We start from the raw sequence: 25,269 nt of genomic DNA on the forward strand, positions 1-25,269 counted from the left end.
TTTACATTCAATTCATTATTTCCAAATAACAAACTTCTTGTTACCTGTTACATACTGACCATTAGTCAATTGATAACGCGTTGTTAATTTGTAGCTCTTAACTGACTTAACCTTTAAGATACTACCTTTCTTGTAAAATTTAGCTTTACCAGATAACTTCACATTCTTATATGCTTTAACTCCATTTTTATTGATAATCTTGATTTGTTTATTCTTAGGAACTGATTGGTAATATGCCTTAACTACATATTTTTGATTAGCTGTAATATAGCCACTAGTTCCCTTTACATATTTACCTGTAGCCGGATTATATTGTTGAACATAGTATCTCAAGTTTCCTTTAGCATCCCGCTTGTAATTCTTAACTACAAACTGTGGCCGGTTTACTCTAATAGCCTTCTTATAAGTTTTAATTCTTTGATTCTTATTAAAATTAGCATTCTTGTAGAGATAGAATCCCTTGATGCCGTAAACTGATTGTCCCTTTACTGCAGCCCAGTTAGGAATATCACCAGTCTGACTAGGAGTATCTCCGGTTTGGTTTGGGGTAGTGTCGTTTCCACCATTACCTGTATCGCCTGAGTTACCTGGGTTGGTACTACCTACACCGTTACCAGGGTTACTTGGATCTGTTGGGTCTGTTGGATTACCCGTTTCTACTTTCTTATAATAAAAAGTAATATTTTTCAGTAAGTCACCATTTAACGTGGCACCGCCATCAATCGTCAAAACATGACTGTCAGTATCATATTCAGCTGGGCCATCCACATGATTCAATTCATAGCCATCAATATCCTTTGGTGCAATAGTTTCAGTGGTGGCCCCATTTGGATTGATCGGTGTATTAACAGTATCCGTTGGGGCAACCTGATTGCCATCAGTATCAACGTAATGCACATTGGTTACCGCAACTGGATTCAGAGTAAGTTTATCAAATCTAATGTTAGCTGAAGCCTGTGATGCATATGAGTCACCAGATGAAATTGACAAGTTCATATAATCGCCATACAACTTAATCCGATCAGAGAAGTCATAGGTATCAGTGGCGATGACCTTGCTACCACCGTTATTCTTTAATGTATAAGTTAACTGGTGCGTGTCACCGTTATATGAAATATCCAACGGTAACCAAGCAGAATCTCCCAAATCACTTTTGCTAACTGATTGAGCACCCTTACCACCGGTGCCCGTGTTATCAATCCATTGCTTAGCATAACCATATTCTGGTCCGGTAAGAGTATCTCCACCACCGGAATTGACATTATTGAAGTTGTTGGGGTTACCATCGTAATTATTTTGGAAGAACGAAATATACGGATCAGCGCTTGGATCCTTATAGCTCCGAGCATACTGGTTATCATTGTTATGATAAGTATCCAACGTCACTCCAAAAGCACCTCGAATACCACCAATTCCCATTCCAGATCCAGGGTTACCAACTACTGTTGGATCACCAGGACGGAAAGCAAAGACGCTGCCATCACTTTTAGTATTTAAAAGTTGTCTCTTAGTTGCAAAATTAACATAAAGAGACAAATCGAAGCTTTTCGACATATCAATGTTGCCATTCATATATACTGATCCGGCCTCTGCGCTACTAAAAAAACCAGCATTTCCAGGAACCAAGCTAACCTGCCCATTCTTGTTATCAATACTAGCCTTGCCGGTAGTCGTAAATAAATTCTGTAATTGGTTCCCAGTTATTGTAACTGAGCCAGTATTGCCATCACTTGGAACAGCCGTGGTGTCCGCATAAACATGCTGAGTTGAAACGATACTTGATCCAGTAACTCCTGCCAATAAAATAGCTGATGTCATCAAAGTTAATTTTAATTTTTTGTTCATTATGATACCCCCATAATATATGTCAGTGACTAGCTCCTATATAATCACCCGTGCAAATAATATTTCAGCGATTCAATCGCTGATTGCTCAATATTGTGGCATATTCAGCAAAGTCCCTTAAAATTAAACAATCGTAACATCGCGCAGTGCATTTTCGCCTGTCTTGAAAACTTATCGTTTGAAGTCAAGATATAATCCTCCACTAATTGATTAATAAACAAGTAAATGCTATCAACCATTATTTACAATACGTTATTCTACCAGATTGAAAAATTTGCACCAGCGATTTGAACGTTTTGCAATTTAATTTCACGCAACCAAAAACAAAACCAGGCATAAACGCTGTTTATTAAACGTTTGTGCCTGGTTTGTTAATATCATTTCAATTTAATCTTCTCATAGTAAATGTGCTAATTCGATGGCGGTATTAGCTAAAACAAAGCAATTAGATATGCCGTTAATCAAATCCACTTAATTACTTCAATGTACTTATCATTTCCAGTAATATAACCGCCAGCCACTTTGTATCTTAACGTACCTCGCTTCGTAACATTCTGACTATTTGAGTATTCATAATCTTCAACCTTAAATACTTGGTTGCGTTTAAAGTTTCGATTGCGTCCAGTTAAATTAACTTTGTTATAGCGATTAACACTGGTTTTAGCTTTAACTAACAGTGGCTGTTTGTGGCGACCCATATTAACTAACTTTCGATTATCAGTAATATATTGCCCATTACTTAATACATAGCGATTGGTCAAATTATGGTGCACAATATTCTTAACCTTTAACACTGTTCCTTGTTTGTAGTTACGAATTTTACCAGTCAAATTCTTGTGCTTGTAGGCATCGACTCCATTGACCCCAATAACGGTGATTGTTGAATGTTTTCCTTGATAATAAGCGGGACGCACATAATTCCACTTAGTAGTGATGTAACCTTGCTTACCTTCAGTCTTGCTGAAATGATTGATGTCTTTAACATGGTAGCGCAAATGACCGGCTTTTGATCTAGCGTAACCCGTTACCATAAACATTGGTCGATCAATTCGATCTTTTTTAGCATAATGAATCGTTCGATCAACGGGTTCTAAAGTTAGCATCCTTGTAAAGGTAAATACTTCTTAGTGAGCAGACTACGGTATTCTTAGGAACAACCAGACCATCTCCAGTATCATTTACATCACCAGAACCATTAGGGATATTAGGATCAATAGGTTCGCTTGGATTAGTTGGGTTACTTGGGTTCCCGGGCTGTGAAGGATTCCCTGGCATTCCAGGATTACTTAGATTGCCCGGGTTGCTTGGATTTGAAGGATTCCCAGGGTTGCCTGGATTAGTAGCCTTAGCTTTAATATGCAAGGTAACTTCCTTCTCCTGACCATCAGCAGCCTTCAAAATCAACTTGTAATCTCCCGGAGTATTAAAATCAACTTTGCTATAATCCGGCGTTACTTCAAGTGACTTACCATCTTCATCGTCGCGACGGCCTTAAAATCACCAGCGGTTGATTGCTTATCACCAACCGTCATCGTAAAGTCTTCACCACTAATGCTCTTCTTGTTATCAAGGACGGTTAACGTAATCGTCTTATCTTGCCCATCGGCAGTGGTCAAATGGACCTCATACTGACCCGACTTACCAACGCCAATTCTTGGGTGAGCACCCAGCGAAGTATCAATTACCTTCACCCCTTCGGCATTTGCTATAGCCGTGGTTGCGTCGGTGGACTGATCGGAAACAACTACAATTTGATAGAGATCCTTAGGGTAATCAATCTGCTGTAAATTTTCAATCGTGACCCCAATCACATTTTCTTCATTATGTGATGGAATTAAAATTAAAAATTTTAACTTTGGTTTATGGATCTTATAATTTCGCTTGGCTTTTTTATATCCAAAAATTGATAAGAACATATAGTAAAAAATCAAAAGCATACGTCCATAATGCTACTAATCCTGCCAACCACCTGATTACTAATAACATCACGGCTCCCCATAGGCCTGGCTGAACTAGCGAATAGTTGGCGCCAATTATGATTAACACGATGATTCCTAATGTAAGGGTTACATAAGTCCCCCGACTACTATGAATTTTCATACTCTCGCCCCGAGTCATAGTGAACTACTCGTCACTAAAGTAACGAGCTTCTAGGAACACCGCTGACTTACACGTATATTCTAGGAATATCAGTGCAGAGGTTACGGCTATTTACTAAGGGTCGTTCCGACCCAGTTTAGTCATTTAAGCATTTAGAATATTTACAGCAGCGTTAACATCTCTGTCGTGATTAACACCACACTTAGGGCACGTCCACTGTCTAATACCTAAGGTATGTTTACCGTCATCATACCCACAGTTTGAGCAGATTTGACTGGTTTTACGAGGATTAACAGTGACTAACTGTTTTCCATACCAGGCACACTTATATTCTAGTTGAGAACGCAGTTCTCGCCACGATTGGTTAGCTATCGCTCTAGCAAGCTTATGATTTTTAAGAAGATTTTTGGCTTTCAAATCTTCGATTTTAATTGCATCGTAAGTTTCAACCAGAGACTTAGTTAAATTGTGGAGGTAGTTATTACGTTGGTTAGCTATCTTCTCGTTATACTTAGCTACCATTCGTTTAGCTTTTAAGTAATTTTTAAAGTCCGAAATCTCTCTTGGTACCAATACCTTATTGTGTTTATCCCAAGCTATTTCTTTCTGAACTTGAAGTCTACGTCTAGCTAGGCGTTTTTCCCAGTAATGCTTTTTCTTAGCTAGGATTTTATCAAACCTAATCGTTGGGTATTTAACACCATCGCTAGTAATCATCAAATCAGCTACTCCCATATCAATTCCTACGGAATTTTCAGTTTTAGGTAGTTCTTTAACTTCAGTATCTACTAGGATAATAGCGTAAAACTTGCCAGTAGCTGAAAGACGGATAGTAACGTTTTTCATCTTACCTTCAATTTTTCTGCCACATCTAAATTTCATTAGTCCTAACTTAGGTAATCTAAGTTGGTTACCCACATGTTGGATATTCTTATTCACAGAATTAGATTGATAGCTTTGTTTAGGAAATTTACGGGATTTAAACTTAGGAAATCCTTTATGCTCTTTAAATAGTTTTTGATAAGCATGGTTTAAGTCACGGCTAACATGTAGTAGCGAGGTTGATTCCGCTTGTTTAAGAAAGGGATATTCTTGTTTCAATTGCTTGATTAAGTAGTTCATACCAAACTCGTTAAGATAAGAACCTCCGTTTTCTCGGCGTTTAATCTGCATATCTAATAACTGGTTCCAGACAAATCGACAATAACCGAAGTTAGCAATGATTTTATCTTGTTGGTCTAAATTAGGGTAAATCCTAGTTTTAATCGCTCTTAAAGTCATTTAAATCCACCTCCTTTTTTCTTTGATCATCAATATATTTAGCTACTGCATCTTCATTAGTAGTGCCAATACTCTCCACATAATAACTTGGTGACCAAAGATGTCGGTCTACTTTCTTCCAGTAGCTTTTAATTAGCTCTGGACACTCTCTAAATAATCTCCAAGCACTAATTCCCTTTAGCCACCGGACGATGTTAGTAACTGATAGCTTAGGTGGAGCACTCACTAGTAAGTGAACGTGGTCATCTTTACCTATTTCCATATGTTCAATACTAAACCCGTATTTTGAAGCAATTTCTAACAGAACTTGCTTCAAGACAACCTCTACATTTCCTTTCAGAACCCGGTTGCGGTATTTAGTACCCCAAATAATGTGGTAATTTAAATTATAAGCAGATGTTCTACCATATGTAAGTCTATTAGTATCTTTCATAACAATATCTTACCATATATATTTATCATACCACATGTTCCAAATATAAAAGAAAAGGGCAATTCATCACGTCCTTAAAAGAACGTGTTTCCTTGCTCCTAAACAAAAATTATCTTAATAGTTCCCCTACATCTAATTATAGTCGGTTCTTTTCGGCTTGGTTATATAAAACCTTTCCGCGATCAACTCGGAACAATACTTTTTTGCTCTTATCATTTCGAATCTTGATGTCGGAATATTTCCTGTTACCGTAAATCCCATTAAATTCTTTTGACTTTTTTAATTGATTTCTTGGTCAATCGTCGCCAATCCGGGTTGCTTTGAATATTTTTCAAAGCGGTACTCTTGTACGAAATCTTAATGATTGTTCCTTTATGCTTATTAACCGTCACCTTGGGATGCTTCCCGTATGCAGTTTGTCCTTCAAACATATCCAGATGTAATTCCTCTTCAATCTTGTGGTGACTTGGACCATCTTTAAACGTGGTGAATTTCGCAATAGCGAGTATCACGGCCAACACTCCAATGATCAACCCTAATTTATGCATTGGTGACATGCCCTGACTAGTTCGCTGAGCTGAACGTTTATTATTGCTAACTTTATTGTTAGTACTTATTGCTGGTTGTGCCGCCCCACAGTACGGACAAAATCGCGAATATCCTGGAATTGTGCGACCGCACTTTACACACACTTTATCTTCTACACTCATGGTTTCCCTCCAAAATTATCATCACTAATCATTATACAAAAACTTTAAGCCTTTGCGGATGATATTTATGTGTCAAATTTGCAAGTTGGCTAATTCTACTATTAAAAATCTTAGATAAACGGTTTTACATTACATCAAAATGTGATATTATTTTTCTTCGTAATCGATAATTACTAATAATAATCATTAGCAATGACATATCTAAGCATAAAAATTTGGAGGAATTTTAAGTATGTATTTCACTGATTACCTGACTCCCAAAAGTAAGTCAGCCCATGAAGGCCGTATATTAGACATTCGTACGCTTAAGCTTAACCACCTCAAGACGACCTCGCACATTGCCAATATCGACTGGCGGAATGTCTGTCTTATCTGGTACATCGGCAATAAACGGTTTCCTACCCTGATTTTAGATCGCCAGCAGGGCTTATATGCAATTCCGGCCAAGCCGAGTTCTTTGATGAAGCAATTAATGAACATGCGCCCCCTTGGGTGTAAGCGCACAATGATGGCGGCCGCCAAGCATGTCGGCGTTAATAATTACGTGCCCACGGTTCAAGGAGAGTTCTGCATGTCACCATTGAAATCGGTTGATGGTAAGGAACAGTCTTGGCTGGCCTTACACCACATTGACGATTATACAATTGGTAATCGCTCTGATAATTCGCTGGTGCAATTCAGAGGTTGTCATGAAAAGGTGCTAATTCCAACTACTCACCGTTTTATTTTCAATCGAGAAAAAGATTGGACGGCCATTATGAAATTCCAGCAAACCATTCTTAATACTATTAAAGCAACCTTTGCGGGAGTCAAAACCAGTGCTACTGAAATTTCTCAATACCAAGCATTTGCTTCAGAAGTTCGTGAATTTGAATTAGAAGCCGTTGAAGAGTGGACAGAAAAAGTCCTGCGATACGTAGGCTTCGATGAGCAGACACTAGCACCAACGTTGAAAGAATTGATGAAAGAGTTTGATTCATAAGTTGATGTCAGTTTATATAAAATAATTATTCGCACACAAAAAGCCATCCCAATTAAGGAATGGCTTTAATTTTATCTATTTGTAAATTGAAAAAAATTTCTTGTTAGCTGAGATAAAAGCGAGAGTTATCATCCATACTTTAATTGAACAATCCCACTATTTACTATAGGTCCCTATCTGATGATTAAACAGTCTTTATTTCTGTAATTTTTGGCAATTGTGATAAAATCGTCTATGGCATAAATATATTAGTGCCTATTACATTTTGGATGGAACATTTTGATAAAAGTAAATTTAAAAAAGGTTCTTTTGGCAGTTGGTTTAACTCTTTCTATGATGTCAGTTAGCGGAATCCATTCTCAAGCCGCAGATGATACATCTTTAGATAGCCTATCCTATTCGCCAGATCAATCTATTATATATAATAATAAAAAGTCATCTAGTGGCGATTTTTATGAATGTTATAATACGACCACGAACTTTAATGGTATACAGATCGCTACAAAATTAACGCCACTGATAATGGTGATAATAGCAACATTATCGATAATAATGTGTCGCCCAACTTTTACAAAGATAAGGGCGAAATTAATGGTTCGCAAGCTGTTTCGTCATTGTTCTTAATCAATAAAAACAAATTTGATTCTGGCGAAGCACACATTGTAAGCCAACTTTCGATCCCTGAAAAAATGAATGCTGGTGCTAAATTGTATACACTTCAATTCTCATCTCAGACATCAGGTGTTAATTTAACATTCAATAATGCTTCTTTTAATTATTTAAAAAATTTAAATAAAAATTATCCTGATTTGAAGATTGGTCTAGAGTCCGCTAGTCACACAAATGATAAGGCTATTTCTGACCTACCTGAAGGTACGGATATTAGTAATATGAACTATACAGGTCTCACCTTCATGACGGATGACGGTAAATTACCGTCTGAATTAAAACTCGATATTCCGGTAAGCATCGATTTAAAAGGTGCCAACTTGCAACTCGAATCCGCTCAATTAGGTGATTTTAACAACTTGTTGCAAAATAGTACCACTAATCAAGATTTCTTTAGAAGTATGACTAACGCTTCCTTAATTACAACTGGTGTATATCATTTTCAAGCTAATAATGATGATCAAGACAATGGATGGGCATACAACAAGTCGTTCTTTATGTTATACAATCCTTCTGATTTAACCGTTAACAAATCGTTAACTATTAAAGAGGGACAGAATATTGATCCCATAAAAGACTTTAATGTTAATCCATCAGATGGCATTACTTATGTAATTAAATACTCAAACGGAAATGTAGTATTTGATAGTGCAAAAGACTCACCAGATAAACTCAAAGACTTAAAAGCTGCTGATGATTACTTTCAGTAAATTTGGCTATAACGATGCAACAGCTGAACTAACAGTTACTAAACCGGAAACAAGCAATCATGGTAATAGTGGGAATAATAATTCTGGTAGCGGATCAGTAACCAATCCAACGCAACCAAGCACCCCCTAACCAACCTTCAAAGCCAAGCATTCCTAGTCAACCACAACAACCATCACAGCCTGCATTACCAACTCCAAGTGTGCCAGGAAATAATTCTACCGGTTTGCCAAACTGGGCAGCGGTAAAAGGTCAATCAATTTATGGTATTAAAGGGTTCTATTTGTACAAGCACGCCAACTTTAATAAGAACCAACGTGTTAAGTATTACGCTAAAACCAGTCGTGTAAACCGACCACAATTTATTGTTAAAGGCTACAAGACAGATGATAATGGTAATTTACGATACAAAGTCCAACAATATAATCCATCTAATGGTAAATATGTCGCCGGAACTAAAGGTTACATTACTGCGAATGAAAAATATGTTGTGAGAGCATATTACACAACAACCCCAAAGAATAAAAAGATTAAGGTTCTTAGCAAGAATGGTGTTAAATCATATAAAAATATTGAATTAACTGGTAAAGCTAAGCTCTATAAGAAAGGTAGCACTTTAAAAGTTAAATCAATTAAGAAGTACAAATTAGCCACTCGTTACCAACTAACCAATGGTAATTATGTGACTGGAAGTAAAAAATTCATTATTTGGAAATAAATATGATTAAGAGGCATCCGTCTTAGACTAAGATGGACGCCTCTTTTAATATTATTTTATAAATTTAAGCATTAATTGGCCTGTGATTTCTATCAGATTTATTAACTACATTAATAGCACAAACTTTTATAAATTAAAAAGCCATTCCTAATTGAGGAATGGCTTTAATTAGTTATTTGTAAATTGCGACAAGCTTCTTGTTAGCTGAGATGTAATTACCATTACTCAACTTATAACGCATAGTTAAATTGTGAGCCTTCTGACTAACAACGCGAACCTTAGTACCATACTTGTAATGCTTAGCTTTGCTAGTTAAACTTACATTCTTGTATCCATTAATTCCCTTCTTATTAATCACTTTGAAGTATTTAACCTTCTTGGTTGAGTAGTAAGCGGGAACAACGTTCTTAGTAGCTTTGATATAACCAACTTTTCCATTGGTCTTCTTGTTTGAGTTACCAAACTTTGCATTGGCATCACGAACTTGATACAAGAGTCCGTTCTTTGAGTTAACAATCTTAGTTACCACAAACATTGGGCGTTGTTGGCGAGTGCCAGCCTTGTAGTAAATCCGGCCACTCCTACTCCTACCAAGACTGGTAGTCTTGTACAAGTAACCACCTTTGTTCATAATAACCGCCATCTTCTTTTGAATAGTTCCTAGTGATGGCCCAGTTGTGTTTGAGTTACCAGAATTGTTTGATCCAGAACCTGGATTAGATGGTGTCACATTACCATTTCCAGAATTATTGTTGTTTGAACCATTCCCCGGATTGGATGGGGTTACACTACCATTTCCAGAGTTATTGTTATTTGAACCATTTCCTGGGTTAGATGGATTTACATTACCGTTCCCACTATCCTTGTTTGGAACAGTAACTGCAATCGTCTTAGTAATGTTGTATCCGTCTTGGACATAATGATAAGTTACATTGTAAGTTATGCCTGACTTAGTATTAACTAAGTTACCATCTTTATCGATTGTTGCGCCACCATCAACCGTGACGGTTAAGTTGCCCTTAGTATCATTTTCCGAATTGAAAATGGCATTAACATCTAATTTAGTATTTTGACTTGCTTGGTTGGGTGCATATACTACCAAGTTATCCTTAGCATTCCATTTACCATCGGCATCCGCATTGGTTTTAACATTATCAGTATCAATAACTTTTATAGCTTGGAAATTAATGCCGCCAATACCATTATGGTTGAGCATATCAGGAAACGTAGTTTGGTTACCTTGATTATCAATCAGATTTGAATTAACAGGAGTTGCATCACTTTTGGTAAGTTCATCTGCAGCAAATACCTTACTTTGACTAAGTAATTTAATGGGTGCATTTGAGCTGCTTGTGCTTGGGTAGTCAAATTGGAAGTAATCTGTTTTTTTCTGCCCATCAAATGAAGGCGTCGTATAACCATTATGCTCAAGCCAACTTGTAATTGATTCTTTACCATCGGCTGACTTTATCTTGCTAATGTCAACATACATATTTCCACCGGGGTATAACGCTGAATCACCCAAATCAGCATTTTGATTCTTAAAAGTAATTTCGTCAGGACTTACCGCTGGCATTTGCGATTGTAAAGCTGCAGCCTGCTGTGTATACAAGTTATCACCGTTATCATAAGTGGTAAGTAAATACTTCCAGTAGCTAAATCAGACTTACTACTAAAGATTGGAGTGGCCGGAGTCTTAGGTGTATCAGTAGTAATCATAAAAGTAGATGTGGCAGAACCGTAAACACCAAATGTCCATTGATCATTCAAACCATCAGTAATATTTTTACCATTTGAAGCTGGGCCTAAAGGAATATAAATAGACTTAGACTGTTTAGAATCAATATTAGCCATGAAAAAAACTGAAGTAGCAGACACACTCGAAAGAGTCACACCTGAATCTGCGGTAACATCACCCAGAATTGCAGAATAGCCATTATAAAGAGCTGGTGTTTCTACATGAAAGAAAACATTGTTCCATGGTTGATCTGATGTATTTGTGAGCGTAATCTTTGCTTCATATTTCTGTGAATTTGACTGAAATTGTTCCTTAATTTGGTTAGTATCAACTGTCGCATTTGTGGAGCGGTTTTGATTTTCATCATAGTTCATGGACGTCGAACTATTTCCAAGTTGAACCGTCAATGTCGCATTGTGCCCACTAGCATTGGAGATAGGTGTTGAATCTCCACCGGTAAAAGCTCCCCCAGTTGAATCAGCTCGACTAGTTAGGCCTACTAAAGCAGATCCTCCAATAATTAATAATAATGTGAAAACAAAAGTTACTAATCGTTGAAGCACATAGTCCTTACTGGTTACTTTCATTTGTTGTTTCCCCCTCTTAAAAATATAAAACATGTGGTTTATCAATTTCGCTCTGCAATTATAACACCCCATGACATTTTTTTGTTGGGAATTGAATGTTCGGTTATCCCCCAGTAATTAGCGCAAAAATCAACGCCGTTAATCATATACATATGATCATAACCAAATTATTATTTTTAATTATTCATCTAACAAGCAATCACCCTCATTAAACCACAAAAATAATCCCGAACCGTCATAACTCACGCCGACCATTCGAGATTATTTTCATCATTAATTATTTAAATTGTTCATACAACTGCTTAACATTCATCTTATCCGCACCATCAGTACCATTAATGGTAAATGACTTGCTTGGAGTACCAGCATAATATAACATCAAGAAATTATTCTCACCGAATTTACCTTGAATAGCTGGTGCGGGTGTTTGATTAACAGTTCCGGCATAAGCTCCAGGATTGTAGCCATTTCCATTGCTGCCATCTCCAGTAGTATTAGCAATTTGAGACTTCGTTAATTCAGCGCGATATACAATTAATGGAACATTAAAAAGTGCTTCATTAATCGTTCCATTATTATTTAAATCGCCACTAGATAAGATTTTACCAGTACTAGTATTCTCGACATAATAAAATTCACTAGCATTGGCCTGTTGCAATACATTTGAAAGCTGATCAGCAGACAAGGTCGTTCCAGCTTCCCCACGTAACCCATTCACAATATCATTAAGAATAGTATTATATTCAACCACTTGGTTGCCTGTGTAAACTGCTGAAATCATATCTCCAGCAGTTTCACCATTTTGAACTGGGCCAGCCAATAGAGTCTGTGAAGTATTCGTAAACAGTACTAGTTCTGGTTGCGGATTTGGTGCAACCGTAATTTCAGCTGTTTGACCATAATCAGCCATCCTTAAAGCTAAACTATTTGCTAATATCTGTTGATCAGACAATCCAGAAATGCCATAATTACCACTAATATTAGCATCGTTTAACAGCTTTTGATATGCTGCCGATAATCCAGCAGTGTTGACAGTGTGACTATCAGTAATTACCTGACCATACTCATTAGCAATTGTCTGCGATCCAGTCGATTCACTATCCTGCTTAGGCAGAGTTAGCACCCCTAGCAATTGTCCTTCGGTACTCTTGATCCGAATTCTTACCACTTCTTCAGGAATTGGTAATACAGTCACATCACTTTTCTTAATCCAAGCACCATTAAGATCATGATTAGTTGGGTTACTAATCTGATACCAGGTTTCACCTTCACGAGTTGTCTTAACTGCCTGAGATAATGTAAATGTCACATTATTATACTTAGAAGCATCAGTAATGATTGGTCCATCACCGTTCTCCCGAGCTCGGCCAATCTTATATTGGGACCAAGCTGGTTGTGAATAAAAAGTCGTGTTACTGCCACTAGCAGCATTACTCTTCAGTTGATAAGCTGTCTTATTGTCAGCCTGACTATCATTAATCGCATTAGTAGTGGTATAAGCCTTCACCCCAGCATTAAACTGGTTGCTTACCTTACCACCATAGATCCAGCCACGGTATGACTTATCAAATGAAACGATTTTATAGTACACAGACCCTCGATTGGTCGTAGCCACGCGATATGCCCGCCAATTTTTTTGGCCTTGTTGACTATTTTTCAAAATATTTAACGTCGTCTTCGTTGCGACAAGTCGAGCACCTTTTAAAGTTCCCGCCTTAGTATATATGGCATTAGTTCCAGTCACATTAACATTCCGAGTAGGAGCTGACGTGCTCATTACATTATTCGAAGTAACTTTCGCGTATGTCTTAGCAGATGCTGATTGTCCATTGATCACACCTGAAACAGCAGCTAATCCAAGCGTTGCAAAGCCGATCAGTAATATGTTTTTTAAATTAGTCTTCATTGTCTTCCCCCGTTTCCTAATAGGTTCTTACTTATGACTTCAGTGTACAAAACGGCCTAAAAATAATCAATGGATTGTAATGATATATCCCCTTAATTATTTTTAGGTTACAATTATTTAACTAAACGATAACGATACTTTACAAGTTTATAAAATTGATTGCCAAATAAAAAAACATCTCACAAGTATATGCGAGATGTTTTTTCTATTTATTTAAAGTTCAGAATTATGATAAATCCTATTTGAATAGGCCTGCTAATCCTCCAGCAAGTGCTCCTGCAGCAGAAACTACGTCAGTGATACCTTCAGCAATACCGCTGATTATTTTGTTGGTTGAAGGATCTGTTGATGTACCCGGTTTGCTTGGAGTTCCTGTTGATGTACCCGGTTTGCTTGGAGTTCATGTCGATGTACCAGGGTTACTTGGAGTTCCCGTTGATGTACCTGGGTTACTTGGAGTTCCCGTTGATGTACCTGGGTTACTTGGAGTTCCCGTTGATGTACCTGGGTTACTTGGAGTTCCTGTCGATGTACCTGGGTTACTTGAAGTTCCTGTTGATGTACCTGGTTTATCATTCTTAGCAGCAGATTGTAAGTAAGTAAAGATTTGTTTCCAAGTAGCTCCTTGACTCATACTACTTGGATCACCTTCATACTTGGTAATGTTGTAATGAATCTCAACATTGATATTGTCAGCAGAAGTTCCAGTGATTGTCACACCAGAATATTCATAATGCCACATTTGAATACTCTTAGCAGGCAGAGCTTGGTCTTTAGTTAAGAATGAATAATGATTGACTGCATAAAAATCAGTTAACCCTTCATTAGCAAGGGCCGTCTTAACATTATCATTGGTAACTGGAGTTCCCTTTGCTAATTTGAAGTCACTGACAAATTTATTTTGAGCATCAACATAAGAATGGCGCGCACCATTCCCACTAGCGATATCTGCATTATCTGACTTCAAAACATCACCAGTACTACTTGGTACCGTCTGTCCATTACCACCATTACTTGATGTATCAAAGGTTGCAGTCTTAACTGCTTGAACTGATGGAGCAGGTGTAGGATTGCTTGGCGTTGTTGGATTTGGCGTTGGCGTTGGTGTCGTTACTTTAGTTGCCACTAAATTAGAAGCTTGAACCCACGCACCATTGATGTCAGCATTTGATGAATTACTAATTTGATACCAAACTTCACGGCTTCTGGAATTATCAACTGAACTGCCTAATGTAAAGGTAGCGTTCTTATAAGCAGTTGCATCACCAATAACGCTGCCATTACCGTTAATTTTGGCCCGTCCAACTTTGTATTGAGTCCATGCTGGAGCTTTGTATAATACGTTGTTTTCGCCTACAACTAAGCCAGTTAATTTATAAACTGTCTTATTATCAGCCCTACCATCATTATAAGTACCAGTAGTTGCAAAAGAAGTTAGTCCACCGTTGAATCGGTATGTGCTGGTTCCCCCATAGACCCAGCCACGGTATGCGCCATCAAATGAAACGATCTTGTAGTAAACAGATCCCCGGTTGGTAGTGGCAACTCTGTAAGCCCGCCAATTATCTTGATCAAGGTTACTAGACTTCAAATCAGCAAGTCTTGAAGCTGAAGCAACCAATTTTGCTCCCTTAGTAGTGCCAATCTTGCTATATAATCCATTATTTCCAGTCACATTAACATTCCGAGCACTAGCAGGAGTTACCATTGATCTACCAAAAGTAACCTTTGCGTATGACTTTGCCGATACTGATTGAGCTTTCATGATACTTGGTAATGTAAGTGAACCAAGAGTCATGGAACTAATTAATAATGCTTTTTTAAAACTAATCTTCATATTGCTTCCCCATACTTAAATACTTCCTTTAAATAACCTAAGTTTACAAAAATATTACAAATTAATCAACATATTATTATAAAATTAGTCCTTTTTAATTATAGTTAACGCTATAAATTATTCATATAAGTCAGTAACACCGCTCGTGACTCCAGCAAACAGTTATTTCCTCAAAAATCAAACTTTACAAATTCATTACAAATTAATCGACAGGTCGTTATTCACTTTGTTATTTTTAATTATAATTGACGGCATAAAGCATTCCTGTTAGCCAGAATGACATCTTCTTTACGATATTATCAAAGAATATCTTTAAAACTGTTTATTCAAGGGCATTAGGTGCTGTAATAAGTTACTGATCAATTTACTTTTTTCAGTTTCTTGATTATTTGGAAATACACACTTTATTAGTAGAATTTTTAAAGATATAGTCATATACGACTGAGCACATTGTTTTTAAATCTACGACATTTAAATTAGAAAAACATTTAATGTTAATTTAATTGTTAACTTACAATAGTACTAATCTACTAAAAAATCAGAATCAAAATTATTTATGTATAAAAATAAGGTATTACCACAATTAATTGCGGTAATACCTTAAAATTAAAAATGTTATTTAATACAATTCAATCGTACTAGTTATTAAATAAGTCGGCTAAATTAGCATTAGCTTGTCCTTGTTTAACTAAAACATTCTTCTTTTGAACTTTGTATGATAATTGTGTGGTGTTTGTAGCATTCACTTCAGTCTTACCGGCAACCTTGTTTCCAGTAACACCAGTATTAGTGTAATGCCAGATTTGATAAGTGTTTCCTTCAGTTAATGGGTTATTGTTTGAGACAAATTGTGCAGCAGCACCATCACCTGATGTATAAACAACGTAGAAATCATCGAGGTTTTGTGCTTTTAATGCAGTTAAGATAGTGTCATCGTTAACGGTTGCCCCATTTTGAGCTCTGATAGATGTTGCGAATGCATTCTTTGCAGTAGTGAATGGCACTTTTGATTTACCGCTTGCTTGAATATAAGCATTAGAATTTGATAATACATCCGCGTTACCTGCAGGTTGAACACCATCAGTAGTTGCAATTGATGAAACAGTACCAAATACTAAGTTATCAGCAGTAAATGCTTGAACAGTTGCGGCGGGAGCAACATTAATAGTGATTTCATTGCCAAATGTTGCGTTGTTAGCAACTGCCGTGTTGTTTGCTTGTTGTCCAGGAGTCAAACCAGCGTATGAATATGATGTCAATGCAGGTAGAGAACTAGTCCAGTATGAAGCAATTTGTGCATTTTGTGCAAACAAATTAGCATCGGCACGTCTAATAGTAGCTTGAGCGGTTGCATCATTGTTTTGGTTAGTTAAAGTAACTTTACCTAATGATTTGTTAGTTGAAGCATCAACGAAGTTTACTCGAACTTGATTTTGTGCAACTGGAGTTTCTGCTGGAGTAGCAGTAACTACGTCGCTAGCCTTAACGTAAGCACCGTTTAAGTCAGCGTTAGTTGAGCCGATTTGGTACCAAGTTTCGCCTTCACGTGAAGTAGTAACGGCTTTGTTAAGGGTGAATGTAGCATCCTTGTAAGCATCAGTAGAAGTGATTACTTTACCGTTAGCTGCTTTGGCGCGGCCAACACTGTATTGTGACCAAGCTGGTTGGGCAAATACAGTAGTGTTAGCAGTTGCGCTAGTTGAAGCAAGCTTGTATGCAGTCTTGCCATCAGCCTTAGCATCAGTAGCATCTTGAGTAGTAGCGTATGAAGCGATACCACCAGCAAATGCTGAAGTACTCTTACCACCATAGATCCATCCACGGTATTGCTTGTCGAATGAAACTACCTTGTAGTAAACTGAGCCACGGTTAGTAGTAGCAACACGGTAAGCACGCCAGTTCTTTTGGCCTTGCTTGCTGTCTTTAACGTTTGAAAGAGTAGTAGTTGATGCAACTACCTTAGCACCCTTCAAAGTACCAGCCTTAGTATATAGTGCGTTTGTGCCGTTAACATTAACGTTACGTGAGTAAGCGTTAGTAGTTAGGGCTTGGTTTGAAGTAACTTTAGCGTATGATTTTGCTGAAGCATTAACTGAACCAGCTGCTGCAACGAAACCTAAAGCTGCCAAACTGACGAATAATGATTTCTTTAAACTTGACTTCATTATTGTGTATCCTCCAATATAATTTTATTTACCGCTTTGTGTGAACGGTACAGTCAATTCAATTAGTTAGAAGACAATCCTCTTACTTGAATTGAATCAACTTTACTCTTTGAAGTATATAGCTATATAGCCGCCAGCGCAATAAATACAGGTCGAATTCACGGATTTGTTAAAGTGGTAATCTTTATGTAATATTTCATAAATCACTATAATCCCTTATATCATATAGGATTAATGACTATCAACACTCTAATTATGTTCGAATGTTAATAGTTAACAGGCACCATTAATTGCATACAACCTTTCCAAATCATTGCCCAAAGCGCTGTAAGGTAGCCACTTGCTTACATTTAATTCGTATGTTTAATTTATAAATATCTAATAAAAAAGTACCCGCTGGAAATCATTCCAAGCGGGTACTTTTTATTAGATATTGTTAAAACGAATTACAAATTTGAGACGGTTATTGACGCTTAAATCCGGTTATCAAAGATCGTATTGCGCAAAGTTTCTGAATAACGGGCCGCCACGGGCTTAACATATGGGTTAACACCGTCTTTATCAAACATTTTTAAGGCCGCAATCTTATCCATTTGAGCTTTAGCCACACTAGCTGTCAAGCCATCCTTGGCGTAGTTCAGCTGCAAAGTCTTGATTTTCTTGTCACTTGCTTCAAAGATTAATTCTAATTTACTCATTGATTATTCCTCCAGAATTCTTATTCAACACCAACGTGATCAGTAGTTGCGATAGTTGCATCAATAACACGGTCACCAGTCAATTCTTTTAAAACACCAGCGAAGCCGACAACTTGGTCTGCAGATACGTCGCGAACTAGGCTAGTAAATGAGTGCTTAACACCCTTTTCATGACCTTCTCCAACGAAAGTGTAGGTTACGTTTGACTTCATCCAATCTCGATTCAGCATTGTTTGACTCTCCTTTATTAGTTGATGTAAGTGATTGGCCAACCCTTACATCTATTAGTAACGAAATAAAGCGGTCAATGTGTAAACTTAGATTTGAATATGCTTGGCTTTTTGTAAGACACTGCGTTTCCATTTATAGACGGTTGGACGACTAACCCCACGTTGATCAGCAATCTCAGTAACGTTCAACCCATATTTATAAGCTGCCAACAAGTAGTGTCGTTCATCTTTAGTGCAGATATCCATTAATTCTGCGAACGTCGCCTGCGTCTCACAGTCCCCTACATAACTATGTTCGGTGGGGATCTCAAATAGCTCATCTTGATTGGCCGTCGGTTCATCTGGCACATATTTGTGGTCATTGACCGTCGATTGTTTACGTAAGTAATCTAACATTGACCAGTACACTTTTTGATAGATATAAACTAGTTGCCGCTTCTCATTAGTCTTGGGTGCCTTAAGGTAAGCGTTGACGAAAGTTAATCTACCTTCTTGCACCATGTCATCATAGTATTCATGGTTAGGACTAATATGCAGCCGGCGCAATACACCGAAGATGACGACCTCATGGTCACCAGTAGTTAAGAATTCAAATGCTTCATTATATTGTTCGTTAGTTAGCTCGTGATTCATTTTGGAATCTCCTCATTGACTGAATTGATCCAAGGCCCTTGTCACGATATATAAGTATGCCCACAAGTTAACGGGAGAACTACTGGATAGTTTTGCACAATTAAACGCTGATATAACAGCGTTTAATTGCTTTTTATGTGCATAAAAGTGGCGAGTTTCTTCTATTAATATTTTGAGATAATTAAGCGGGCTAACTAGTTCACTTATCAAAATCATCGGGGTATTATTAAAGCGTCAATATAATGTTTGAGGGGGGATTATTAATGGATAACTTAAGAAAAAATCCGTGGCTAGGGTTAACCGCCATCGGATTACTAACGGTCATGGAGAATATCGATGCATCCATTGTTAATATTGCGATGCCGATTATCTCGAAGTCATTACATGTACCATTGAGCCAAACTGCGTATATTTCAATTATTTATATGGTGGTCTTATCCGGGCTGCTAATTTCATTTGGTCGATTAGGCGATATTATCGGTAAGACTAAGGTCTTCAAGTCTGGAACCTACATCTTTATTTTAGGATCGTTAATGGCCAGCATTAACTTAGGCTTCGAATTCCTATTGTTCGCCCGGGTTGTCCAATCAATTGGGGCTGCCGCTACCTTATCTAACAGTTATGGGATTATTTCTCAAATCTTCAGTCCCACGCAACGGGGCCGAGCCATGGGAATTAACACCATCTTCATCTCCGCTGGATATGTGGCCGGGCCAGCATTAGGAGGATTACTACTACAATACTTCCCATGGAATTCGATCTTCATCATTAATATTCCAATTGGGATTGTGGCTATTATTATGAGCTGGTTGTTCTTGAACTTGGACGACGATGCTACTAAATCTGGTAATTTCAAGTATGATTACGCCGGATCCGTTCTACTATTCGTCAGCATCGCGCTCTTCTTTACCGCGCTTGAGATGGCCCAGAGTATTGGCTTTGGCAATCCAATGGTAATTGGCCTCTTTGTCGGCTTTGCCATTGCCGCAATTGCGTTTGTCTTTGTCGAACGAGACGTGCCAGCGCCAACGCTAGATTTTTCATTATTTAAGAATCATATTTATAGTTCAGCACTATTTGTGGGGGCCTTATCCCCAATTGTTAATTCAATATTTAGTTTTATTTTTCCAATCTACTTACAAAGTTTTAGAGGTATCAGCGTTGGTATTACTGGGGCGTTAGTCTTGATTTCTCCAGTTACTACTGCGATTGCCGCACCCATTGGTGGCTTAATCGGTGATAAGACTTCTAAGGAAGCAATGATTATTGCTGGTTTAGCCTTAATGTTCTTCGCACAAGTTGACTTTTACTTCTTTGATGCGAAGACCTCGATTGCCTATATTGTAGTGGCCATTATTCTGAGTGGAATTGGTACGGGGATTTTCATCGGCCCTAACACTGCCACGATTATGGCCCCGATTTCTAGAGATAAATTGGGCGTGGCTGGGGCTTCCCAGACATTGGCGGTTAACTTAGGTAACATCATCGGGATATCACTAGCATCCCTAGCCATCTTCACCACCATGACGCATCTTGCCGGTTACAAAGTTAGCGGCTATCTACCAAGCCATCCAGAATGGTTTATCTATGGAACGCGCTTAACCTTTTTAATTGCGGCTGGTTTAATGCTTCTCGGAATTTTCATTACCGGATGGCGCGTGGTGCGAAAAATGAAATAATTTATAACTCATAAAAACAAGACAGCAAATCTAAAACGATTTGCTGTCTTGTTTTATGTATAACTAAATAATGCTAATAAAAAAATCAACCTAGCCAAGTTAACTTAGCTAGGTTGATTGGTAGTTAATATTATTCGTCTTGATGACTATTTACCTTCTTTGTTAGGATCATTGAACTCTGTGTCTGGTGACATATCGTTCCAAGTTGGTGCATTTTTGGGATCTTTTGAATCGTCTTTGTCGTCTACTTTTTGATCTTCATTCCGTGGATCGTCTCGCATATCCTTAACGTTTAGATCTTCTTTCTTCTTATCTTCTTCATGCTTGTCACCAGAAGGTATTACATCACTTAATTTTTCAATAATCTCTGTCAATTTATTTTCTTTTGCCATATACTACCTCCAATACTAAGCTTTAGCCATTGACCTAGTGATAAAGGAAACCACAATTACGACAATCACTGCTCCAACGATGGCAGGGAAGATTGCCATCCCAGCTAAATGTGGTCCCCAGCTTCCAAGAACTGATTCACCTAGCCAAGCTCCAACTAATCCACCAATGATGTTACCAATCCAACCCATTGGCATTCCACGACTTACAATTGCACCAGCAATTGCTCCAATAATTCCACCGATAATTAATTGCCAAATTAAACTTAACATGTCGTTCACCTCTTCTTTCTTTTAGTATATCTGTAGTCTAACATACGTTTTAAATTATTGTTTGAATAAACTACTGATTATGCATGATTTTTTTGTGACCATGAATTTAGCGATAATCAGCCATCTTTTTCTTAAACGTGGCTTCCGTAATTCCGTTAGCCGCGAAAGTGATTGCGTGCGCTCCCGCGTCAATCGTTTCCTGAATTTGTTCATCAGTTTTACCGCCCGAAGCAATAATTGGAAAATTAGGATACTTATCTGCTAACTCACTTATTACCCAACGAACCAGTTGTGCCGTATTTTTACCACCGGCAACGTTAAATGCTGACGTCCCTGCATCAATCTTTTTTAACAGATCAACTTGATCATTAGTTACCGTGTAGATAATTGGCACATCAATGGCCTGGCGCACACTCTCAATCGTTTCATCGGTTGCGGGACCATTCAAAACGACGCCTTGGGCACCGCCCTCTTCAGCGAAGAACCCATTAGTTGCTGACCGCAACCCTTTGGTTAAGCCTCCACCAATACCGGCTAGCACTGGCACCTTAGATGCCGTCGACACTGCTTCCAATATCTTAGTATTTGGAGTCCATGGATATACTGCAAATACCGCATCAGCATTACAATTTGCGATAACCGCTACATCCATCGTATAGATAATACTTTTGATGACTTTACCATATATTCGGATGCCCGGTGCTTCATTAATTACTTTAGGGGCTTCCACAATATCTGCTCTTAATTCTGAAGATAAATCTGGTATTTCACGTTGTTTCTTTGCCATTGGCCTCCCTCCTTTCTGTATTAATCTTATCTTTATTATAAGTTATATGCATTTTATTCTAAATAAATAACTCTGAAACCTCTTTATCAGAATTCTGGCTTCAGTCACTTTTTAGGCGCTTTTTAGTCATAATTATTTTCTATAATTAACTTAAAAACTGGAGGAATTCTGATGGACTATCAAAAGTTGATTACTAAGCTTAACAAACAGCATCTCACTATCACCGCAGTTGAAAGTCTCACTGGCGGAACATTTCAGAGCGAGTTAGTTAAAGTTCCCGAGGCTGGGAATACTTATCTGGGTGGCTTTATTACTTATGCTACGGAGTCAAAGTCAAAAATATTAGGGATTAGTGAAGAGTTCGTTGACCAGTATGGTGTAGTTGGCAAACTTCCCGCAACTGAAATGGCCATTCATGCCCGCCAAATCTTAGATACCGATATCAGCATAAGTTTTACTGGTGCCGCCGGCCCTGACAAACTTGAAGGTTACCCTGTTGGCACCGTTTTTATTGGCATTGCCGATAGACGTCAATCATCGGCCCATGAATATCATTTCAATGGAGATAGTAGCGAGATTGTAACCCAAGCCTGTCAGCAAGGAATCGACTTATTATTAAACTATTAAGGATTATTAATAATGACTGAACAATCTTATTCCCTTGTGATATGCTTAACTTGTACGTAATACAAGTATAGGGGGATTATTATGAAGAAAGTAATTTTATGGGGCACCATTGTATTTGGAATGTTTGGTATTTTGGTAACTAGCACCACAACCGTAAATGCGGCTACTTGGCACAAGGGAGTTCCAACCATTCTCAAGCATAGCTATTGGCAAGGTAAAGACACCAGCGAATTTTGGAGTTTTAACAATGAGGGTGTGCATTATTACAGGGGATACACAGAGTACATCTCTGGCCACCCAATGTATAAGGTCTCTAAAAAGTCATATACAATCAGAACTGTAGGCAAGAAGAATGCCTATTATTATGTCACCGCAACTAAAATCAATCACAACAAGTTCAGATTCTTTTATCCCTATTCATCAACTGATCAGATGATAGATTACACTTATTTGTATCGTATGTAATTAACATGAGTCCGGGGGATTATCATGAAGAAAATAATTTTATGGGGCACTGTTGTATTGGGAATGTTTGGCATTATGCTGACTAGTCCCACTACCGCAAATGCGGCTACTTGGCATCATGGGGTACCAACATTTCTTAAATCAGGGTTTTGGAAGTTGAATAAACCGAAAAAGATTTACTTTAAGTTCAGTAACCAGGCAATTTATTACCTTTACCAAGATGAAGAGGAATTGGATGCAGGAGTCACCAAAAATCCCATCTTTAAGAAGAATGGCAAGGTATATGTCATCGATAACAAAATTACAAAAGACCGACAAATCACGTTAACCATTCACAAAACTTCTCAAAACAAAGCCATATTTGATATGAGAGAAAACGGTGGTTACCATCACAAAACTCATATGACAAGAATCAATAAATTAACTTAAAAACACATAGAGGGCATTATGAAGAAACTAATTTTATGGGGCACTGTTGTATTGGGAATGTTTGGAATCTTAATGACAAGCACCACAACCGTAAATGCGGCTACTTGGCATCATGGAGTGCCGAAATTTCTTAAATCAGGGTTTTGGACGTTGAATAAACAAAAAAAAATTACATTAAGTTCAGTAACCAGGCAATTTATTACCTTTACCAAAATGAGGGAGAATTGGATGGAGTAGTCACAAAAAATCCTATCTTTAAGAAGAATGGCAAGATATATGTCATTTATAACGAATTTTCTAAGCACCAACACTTCATGGTAAAAATTCGCAAAATTTCAAAAAATAAAGCCACATTCCATTGGAATCAAAAATATGAAGAACATATCAACACTCATATGACAAGAATCAATAAATTACCTTAACATACAGGGGGAGCATTATGAAGAAAGTAATTTTATGGGGCACTGTTGTATTGGGAATGTTTGGAATTTTAATGACTAGTACCACAACCGCGAATGCGGCTACTTGGCACAAGGGAGTACCGACATTTCTCAAGTCAGGATTTTGGACGTTGAATAAACCAAAGCATACTTATATTAAGTTCAGTAACCAGGCTATTTATGATCTAGTTCCAGATGAAGGGGTATTCGATGGAGCAGCCGCAAAAGATCCGGAGTATAAAAAAAGTGGCAAGACATATGTCATTGCCATTAAAATTTCTAAACACCTACACTTCACATACACAATTCGAAAATTTTCTAAAGATAAGGCTTCATTTCATATGAGTGCACCAGATGGAGAACATTTCAGCACTCATATGACAAGAATCAATAAATTACCTTAAAACACACACGGGGGATTATCATGAAGAAAGTATTTTTATGGGGCACCGTTATTTTGGGAATGTTTGGGATTCTGATGACTAGTACCACTAACGCAAATGCGGCTACTTGGCACAAGGGAGTTCCTACATTTCTTAAGTCAGGATTCTGGAATACGCATGCGGACGATAGCTATATACAGTTTACTGACCAAGCCGTCTACTACATTACACCCGCAAATAATTACTATATGGCCGTAATCGGGACTCATCCGAGTTACAAAAAGTCTAATAAGACCTATACCATCAGACATGTAATTTACGATAATAAAGATCTTTCGTTAAAGGCCACACCGATTTCTCACAACAAAGTAAAGTTTTCGCCTTTGGTACCTGGTAAGCACATTATGACTAGAATATCTAAGTTACCTGCTCTCTAAACATTAATTCAAACTTCGTAAAATCGTTTGCGCGTTCGCTGACAATTATGCGGGGTTTTTTCTATGTAAAAAATCACCCGATCATAGTTAGTAACTACCATCAGGTGATTAAATATTATC

General features: G+C 37.7%; 30 protein-coding genes. 11 read left to right on the plus strand and 19 right to left on the minus strand.

What is annotated here, in order from left to right; genetic code table 11:
• Positions 1-15: 15 nt before the first annotated feature.
• The 8 genes from NBRC111893_RS00685 to NBRC111893_RS00715 all read right to left on the minus strand — a co-directional run bounded on the left by NBRC111893_RS00685 (position 16) and on the right by NBRC111893_RS00715 (position 6,369).
• On the minus strand, positions 16-1,845 hold the full coding sequence (locus tag NBRC111893_RS00685) for a lectin-like domain-containing protein (RefSeq protein WP_125007612.1): 1,830 nt from the start codon (positions 1,843-1,845) through the stop codon (positions 16-18).
• Between the two features lie 461 nt (positions 1,846-2,306).
• A complete protein-coding gene (locus tag NBRC111893_RS00690) occupies positions 2,307-2,948 on the minus strand; it encodes a DUF5776 domain-containing protein (RefSeq protein WP_125007613.1) in 642 nt (213 codons plus the stop codon).
• Entirely contained in the window at positions 2,926-3,249 is a 324-nt protein-coding gene (locus NBRC111893_RS00695) for a hypothetical protein (protein ID WP_125007614.1), read from the minus strand. The genes NBRC111893_RS00690 and NBRC111893_RS00695 overlap by 23 nt, the downstream gene beginning before the upstream one ends.
• A 47-nt stretch (positions 3,250-3,296) precedes the next feature.
• The gene (locus NBRC111893_RS00700; RefSeq protein WP_160114419.1) at positions 3,297-3,776 is read right to left on the minus strand and encodes a glycosyltransferase; all 480 of its coding nucleotides are present in this window, start codon (positions 3,774-3,776) and stop codon (positions 3,297-3,299) included.
• Positions 3,736-3,945 carry a hypothetical protein gene (locus NBRC111893_RS10620; RefSeq protein WP_160114420.1) on the minus strand — a complete coding sequence of 70 codons (210 nt, stop codon included), beginning with the start codon at positions 3,943-3,945 and terminating at the stop codon, positions 3,736-3,738. Before NBRC111893_RS10620 ends, NBRC111893_RS00700 begins: the two co-directional genes overlap by 41 nt.
• A 144-nt stretch (positions 3,946-4,089) precedes the next feature.
• Positions 4,090-5,226, minus strand: coding sequence for an RNA-guided endonuclease TnpB family protein (locus tag NBRC111893_RS00705; protein WP_125007616.1), 1,137 nt, complete (start codon positions 5,224-5,226; stop codon positions 4,090-4,092).
• Positions 5,207-5,659 carry an IS200/IS605 family transposase gene (gene tnpA, locus NBRC111893_RS00710; RefSeq protein ID WP_125007617.1) on the minus strand — a complete coding sequence of 151 codons (453 nt, stop codon included), beginning with the start codon at positions 5,657-5,659 and terminating at the stop codon, positions 5,207-5,209. Before tnpA ends, NBRC111893_RS00705 begins: the two co-directional genes overlap by 20 nt.
• A gap of 260 nt (positions 5,660-5,919) precedes the next feature.
• Positions 5,920-6,369: a zinc-ribbon domain-containing protein gene (locus NBRC111893_RS00715; RefSeq protein WP_125007618.1), complete on the minus strand. Its 450-nt coding sequence runs from the start codon at positions 6,367-6,369 to the stop codon at positions 5,920-5,922.
• Positions 6,370-6,601: 232 nt separating this feature from the next.
• Between NBRC111893_RS00715 and NBRC111893_RS00720 the strand changes: the two genes are divergently transcribed.
• From NBRC111893_RS00720 to NBRC111893_RS00730, 4 genes are all read left to right on the plus strand, one after another.
• Positions 6,602-7,351, plus strand: coding sequence for a competence protein ComK (locus NBRC111893_RS00720; protein ID WP_160114421.1), 750 nt, complete (start codon positions 6,602-6,604; stop codon positions 7,349-7,351).
• A gap of 554 nt (positions 7,352-7,905) precedes the next feature.
• Positions 7,906-8,730, plus strand: coding sequence for a hypothetical protein (locus NBRC111893_RS00725; protein ID WP_125007620.1), 825 nt, complete (start codon positions 7,906-7,908; stop codon positions 8,728-8,730).
• Positions 8,714-8,860, plus strand: coding sequence for a hypothetical protein (locus tag NBRC111893_RS10625; protein ID WP_160114422.1), 147 nt, complete (start codon positions 8,714-8,716; stop codon positions 8,858-8,860). Before NBRC111893_RS00725 ends, NBRC111893_RS10625 begins: the two co-directional genes overlap by 17 nt.
• A gap of 94 nt (positions 8,861-8,954) precedes the next feature.
• Complete coding sequence (locus tag NBRC111893_RS00730) at positions 8,955-9,446, plus strand: DUF5776 domain-containing protein (protein WP_125007621.1); 492 nt, start codon at positions 8,955-8,957, stop codon at positions 9,444-9,446.
• 172 nt (positions 9,447-9,618) lie between these two features.
• Here the strand turns inward: NBRC111893_RS00730 and NBRC111893_RS00735 are convergent, their stop codons facing one another.
• The 8 genes from NBRC111893_RS00735 to NBRC111893_RS00770 all read right to left on the minus strand — a co-directional run bounded on the left by NBRC111893_RS00735 (position 9,619) and on the right by NBRC111893_RS00770 (position 19,240).
• Positions 9,619-11,058: a DUF5776 domain-containing protein gene (locus NBRC111893_RS00735; protein WP_125007622.1), complete on the minus strand. Its 1,440-nt coding sequence runs from the start codon at positions 11,056-11,058 to the stop codon at positions 9,619-9,621.
• Positions 11,010-11,771: a hypothetical protein gene (locus NBRC111893_RS00740; protein WP_125007623.1), complete on the minus strand. Its 762-nt coding sequence runs from the start codon at positions 11,769-11,771 to the stop codon at positions 11,010-11,012. The genes NBRC111893_RS00735 and NBRC111893_RS00740 overlap by 49 nt, the downstream gene beginning before the upstream one ends.
• Before the next feature lie 277 nt (positions 11,772-12,048).
• Positions 12,049-13,677, minus strand: coding sequence for a hypothetical protein (locus NBRC111893_RS10870; RefSeq protein ID WP_125007624.1), 1,629 nt, complete (start codon positions 13,675-13,677; stop codon positions 12,049-12,051).
• Positions 13,678-14,077: 400 nt separating this feature from the next.
• Entirely contained in the window at positions 14,078-15,514 is a 1,437-nt protein-coding gene (locus NBRC111893_RS00750) for a hypothetical protein (protein WP_125007625.1), read from the minus strand.
• Positions 15,515-16,152: 638 nt separating this feature from the next.
• On the minus strand, positions 16,153-17,679 hold the full coding sequence (locus NBRC111893_RS00755) for an S-layer protein (RefSeq protein WP_125007626.1): 1,527 nt from the start codon (positions 17,677-17,679) through the stop codon (positions 16,153-16,155).
• Positions 17,680-18,152: 473 nt separating this feature from the next.
• On the minus strand, positions 18,153-18,377 hold the full coding sequence (locus NBRC111893_RS00760; protein WP_125007627.1) for a DUF2922 domain-containing protein: 225 nt from the start codon (positions 18,375-18,377) through the stop codon (positions 18,153-18,155).
• Between the two features lie 20 nt (positions 18,378-18,397).
• Positions 18,398-18,607, minus strand: coding sequence for a DUF1659 domain-containing protein (locus tag NBRC111893_RS00765; protein ID WP_225417449.1), 210 nt, complete (start codon positions 18,605-18,607; stop codon positions 18,398-18,400).
• Positions 18,608-18,694: 87 nt separating this feature from the next.
• Positions 18,695-19,240, minus strand: a complete 546-nt coding sequence (locus NBRC111893_RS00770) for a sigma-70 family RNA polymerase sigma factor (RefSeq protein ID WP_125007628.1) — start codon at positions 19,238-19,240, stop codon at positions 18,695-18,697.
• Positions 19,241-19,503: 263 nt separating this feature from the next.
• Between NBRC111893_RS00770 and NBRC111893_RS00775 the strand changes: the two genes are divergently transcribed.
• Complete coding sequence (locus NBRC111893_RS00775) at positions 19,504-20,919, plus strand: MFS transporter (RefSeq protein WP_125007629.1); 1,416 nt, start codon at positions 19,504-19,506, stop codon at positions 20,917-20,919.
• A 146-nt stretch (positions 20,920-21,065) separates the two neighbouring features.
• Here the strand turns inward: NBRC111893_RS00775 and NBRC111893_RS00780 are convergent, their stop codons facing one another.
• The 3 genes from NBRC111893_RS00780 to NBRC111893_RS00790 form a co-directional block, all read right to left on the minus strand.
• Positions 21,066-21,293 (minus strand): hypothetical protein, encoded by a 228-nt coding sequence (locus NBRC111893_RS00780; RefSeq protein ID WP_125007630.1) that lies wholly within the window; start codon positions 21,291-21,293, stop codon positions 21,066-21,068.
• Positions 21,294-21,326: 33 nt separating this feature from the next.
• Entirely contained in the window at positions 21,327-21,581 is a 255-nt protein-coding gene (locus NBRC111893_RS00785; RefSeq protein ID WP_125007631.1) for a GlsB/YeaQ/YmgE family stress response membrane protein, read from the minus strand.
• Positions 21,582-21,687: 106 nt separating this feature from the next.
• On the minus strand, positions 21,688-22,368 hold the full coding sequence (locus tag NBRC111893_RS00790) for a beta/alpha barrel domain-containing protein (RefSeq protein ID WP_125007632.1): 681 nt from the start codon (positions 22,366-22,368) through the stop codon (positions 21,688-21,690).
• Positions 22,369-22,539: 171 nt separating this feature from the next.
• Here NBRC111893_RS00790 and NBRC111893_RS00795 point away from each other — a divergent pair, with 171 nt between their 5' ends.
• From NBRC111893_RS00795 to NBRC111893_RS00820, 6 genes are all read left to right on the plus strand, one after another.
• Positions 22,540-22,995, plus strand: a complete 456-nt coding sequence (locus NBRC111893_RS00795; RefSeq protein ID WP_125007633.1) for a CinA family protein — start codon at positions 22,540-22,542, stop codon at positions 22,993-22,995.
• Between the two features lie 81 nt (positions 22,996-23,076).
• Positions 23,077-23,460: a hypothetical protein gene (locus NBRC111893_RS00800; protein ID WP_125007634.1), complete on the plus strand. Its 384-nt coding sequence runs from the start codon at positions 23,077-23,079 to the stop codon at positions 23,458-23,460.
• A gap of 24 nt (positions 23,461-23,484) precedes the next feature.
• Positions 23,485-23,889 carry a hypothetical protein gene (locus NBRC111893_RS00805; RefSeq protein WP_125007635.1) on the plus strand — a complete coding sequence of 135 codons (405 nt, stop codon included), beginning with the start codon at positions 23,485-23,487 and terminating at the stop codon, positions 23,887-23,889.
• An 18-nt stretch (positions 23,890-23,907) separates the two neighbouring features.
• Positions 23,908-24,126 carry a hypothetical protein gene (locus NBRC111893_RS00810; protein WP_125007636.1) on the plus strand — a complete coding sequence of 73 codons (219 nt, stop codon included), beginning with the start codon at positions 23,908-23,910 and terminating at the stop codon, positions 24,124-24,126.
• Between the two features lie 202 nt (positions 24,127-24,328).
• The gene (locus NBRC111893_RS00815; protein WP_125007637.1) at positions 24,329-24,733 is read left to right on the plus strand and encodes a hypothetical protein; all 405 of its coding nucleotides are present in this window, start codon (positions 24,329-24,331) and stop codon (positions 24,731-24,733) included.
• Between the two features lie 20 nt (positions 24,734-24,753).
• Positions 24,754-25,149 (plus strand): hypothetical protein, encoded by a 396-nt coding sequence (locus NBRC111893_RS00820; protein ID WP_125007638.1) that lies wholly within the window; start codon positions 24,754-24,756, stop codon positions 25,147-25,149.
• Positions 25,150-25,269 lie beyond the last annotated feature (120 nt).

The organism is Lentilactobacillus kosonis, assembly GCF_003864335.1.
In the GTDB taxonomy this organism is placed as follows: Bacteria; Bacillota; Bacilli; order Lactobacillales; family Lactobacillaceae; genus Lentilactobacillus; species Lentilactobacillus kosonis.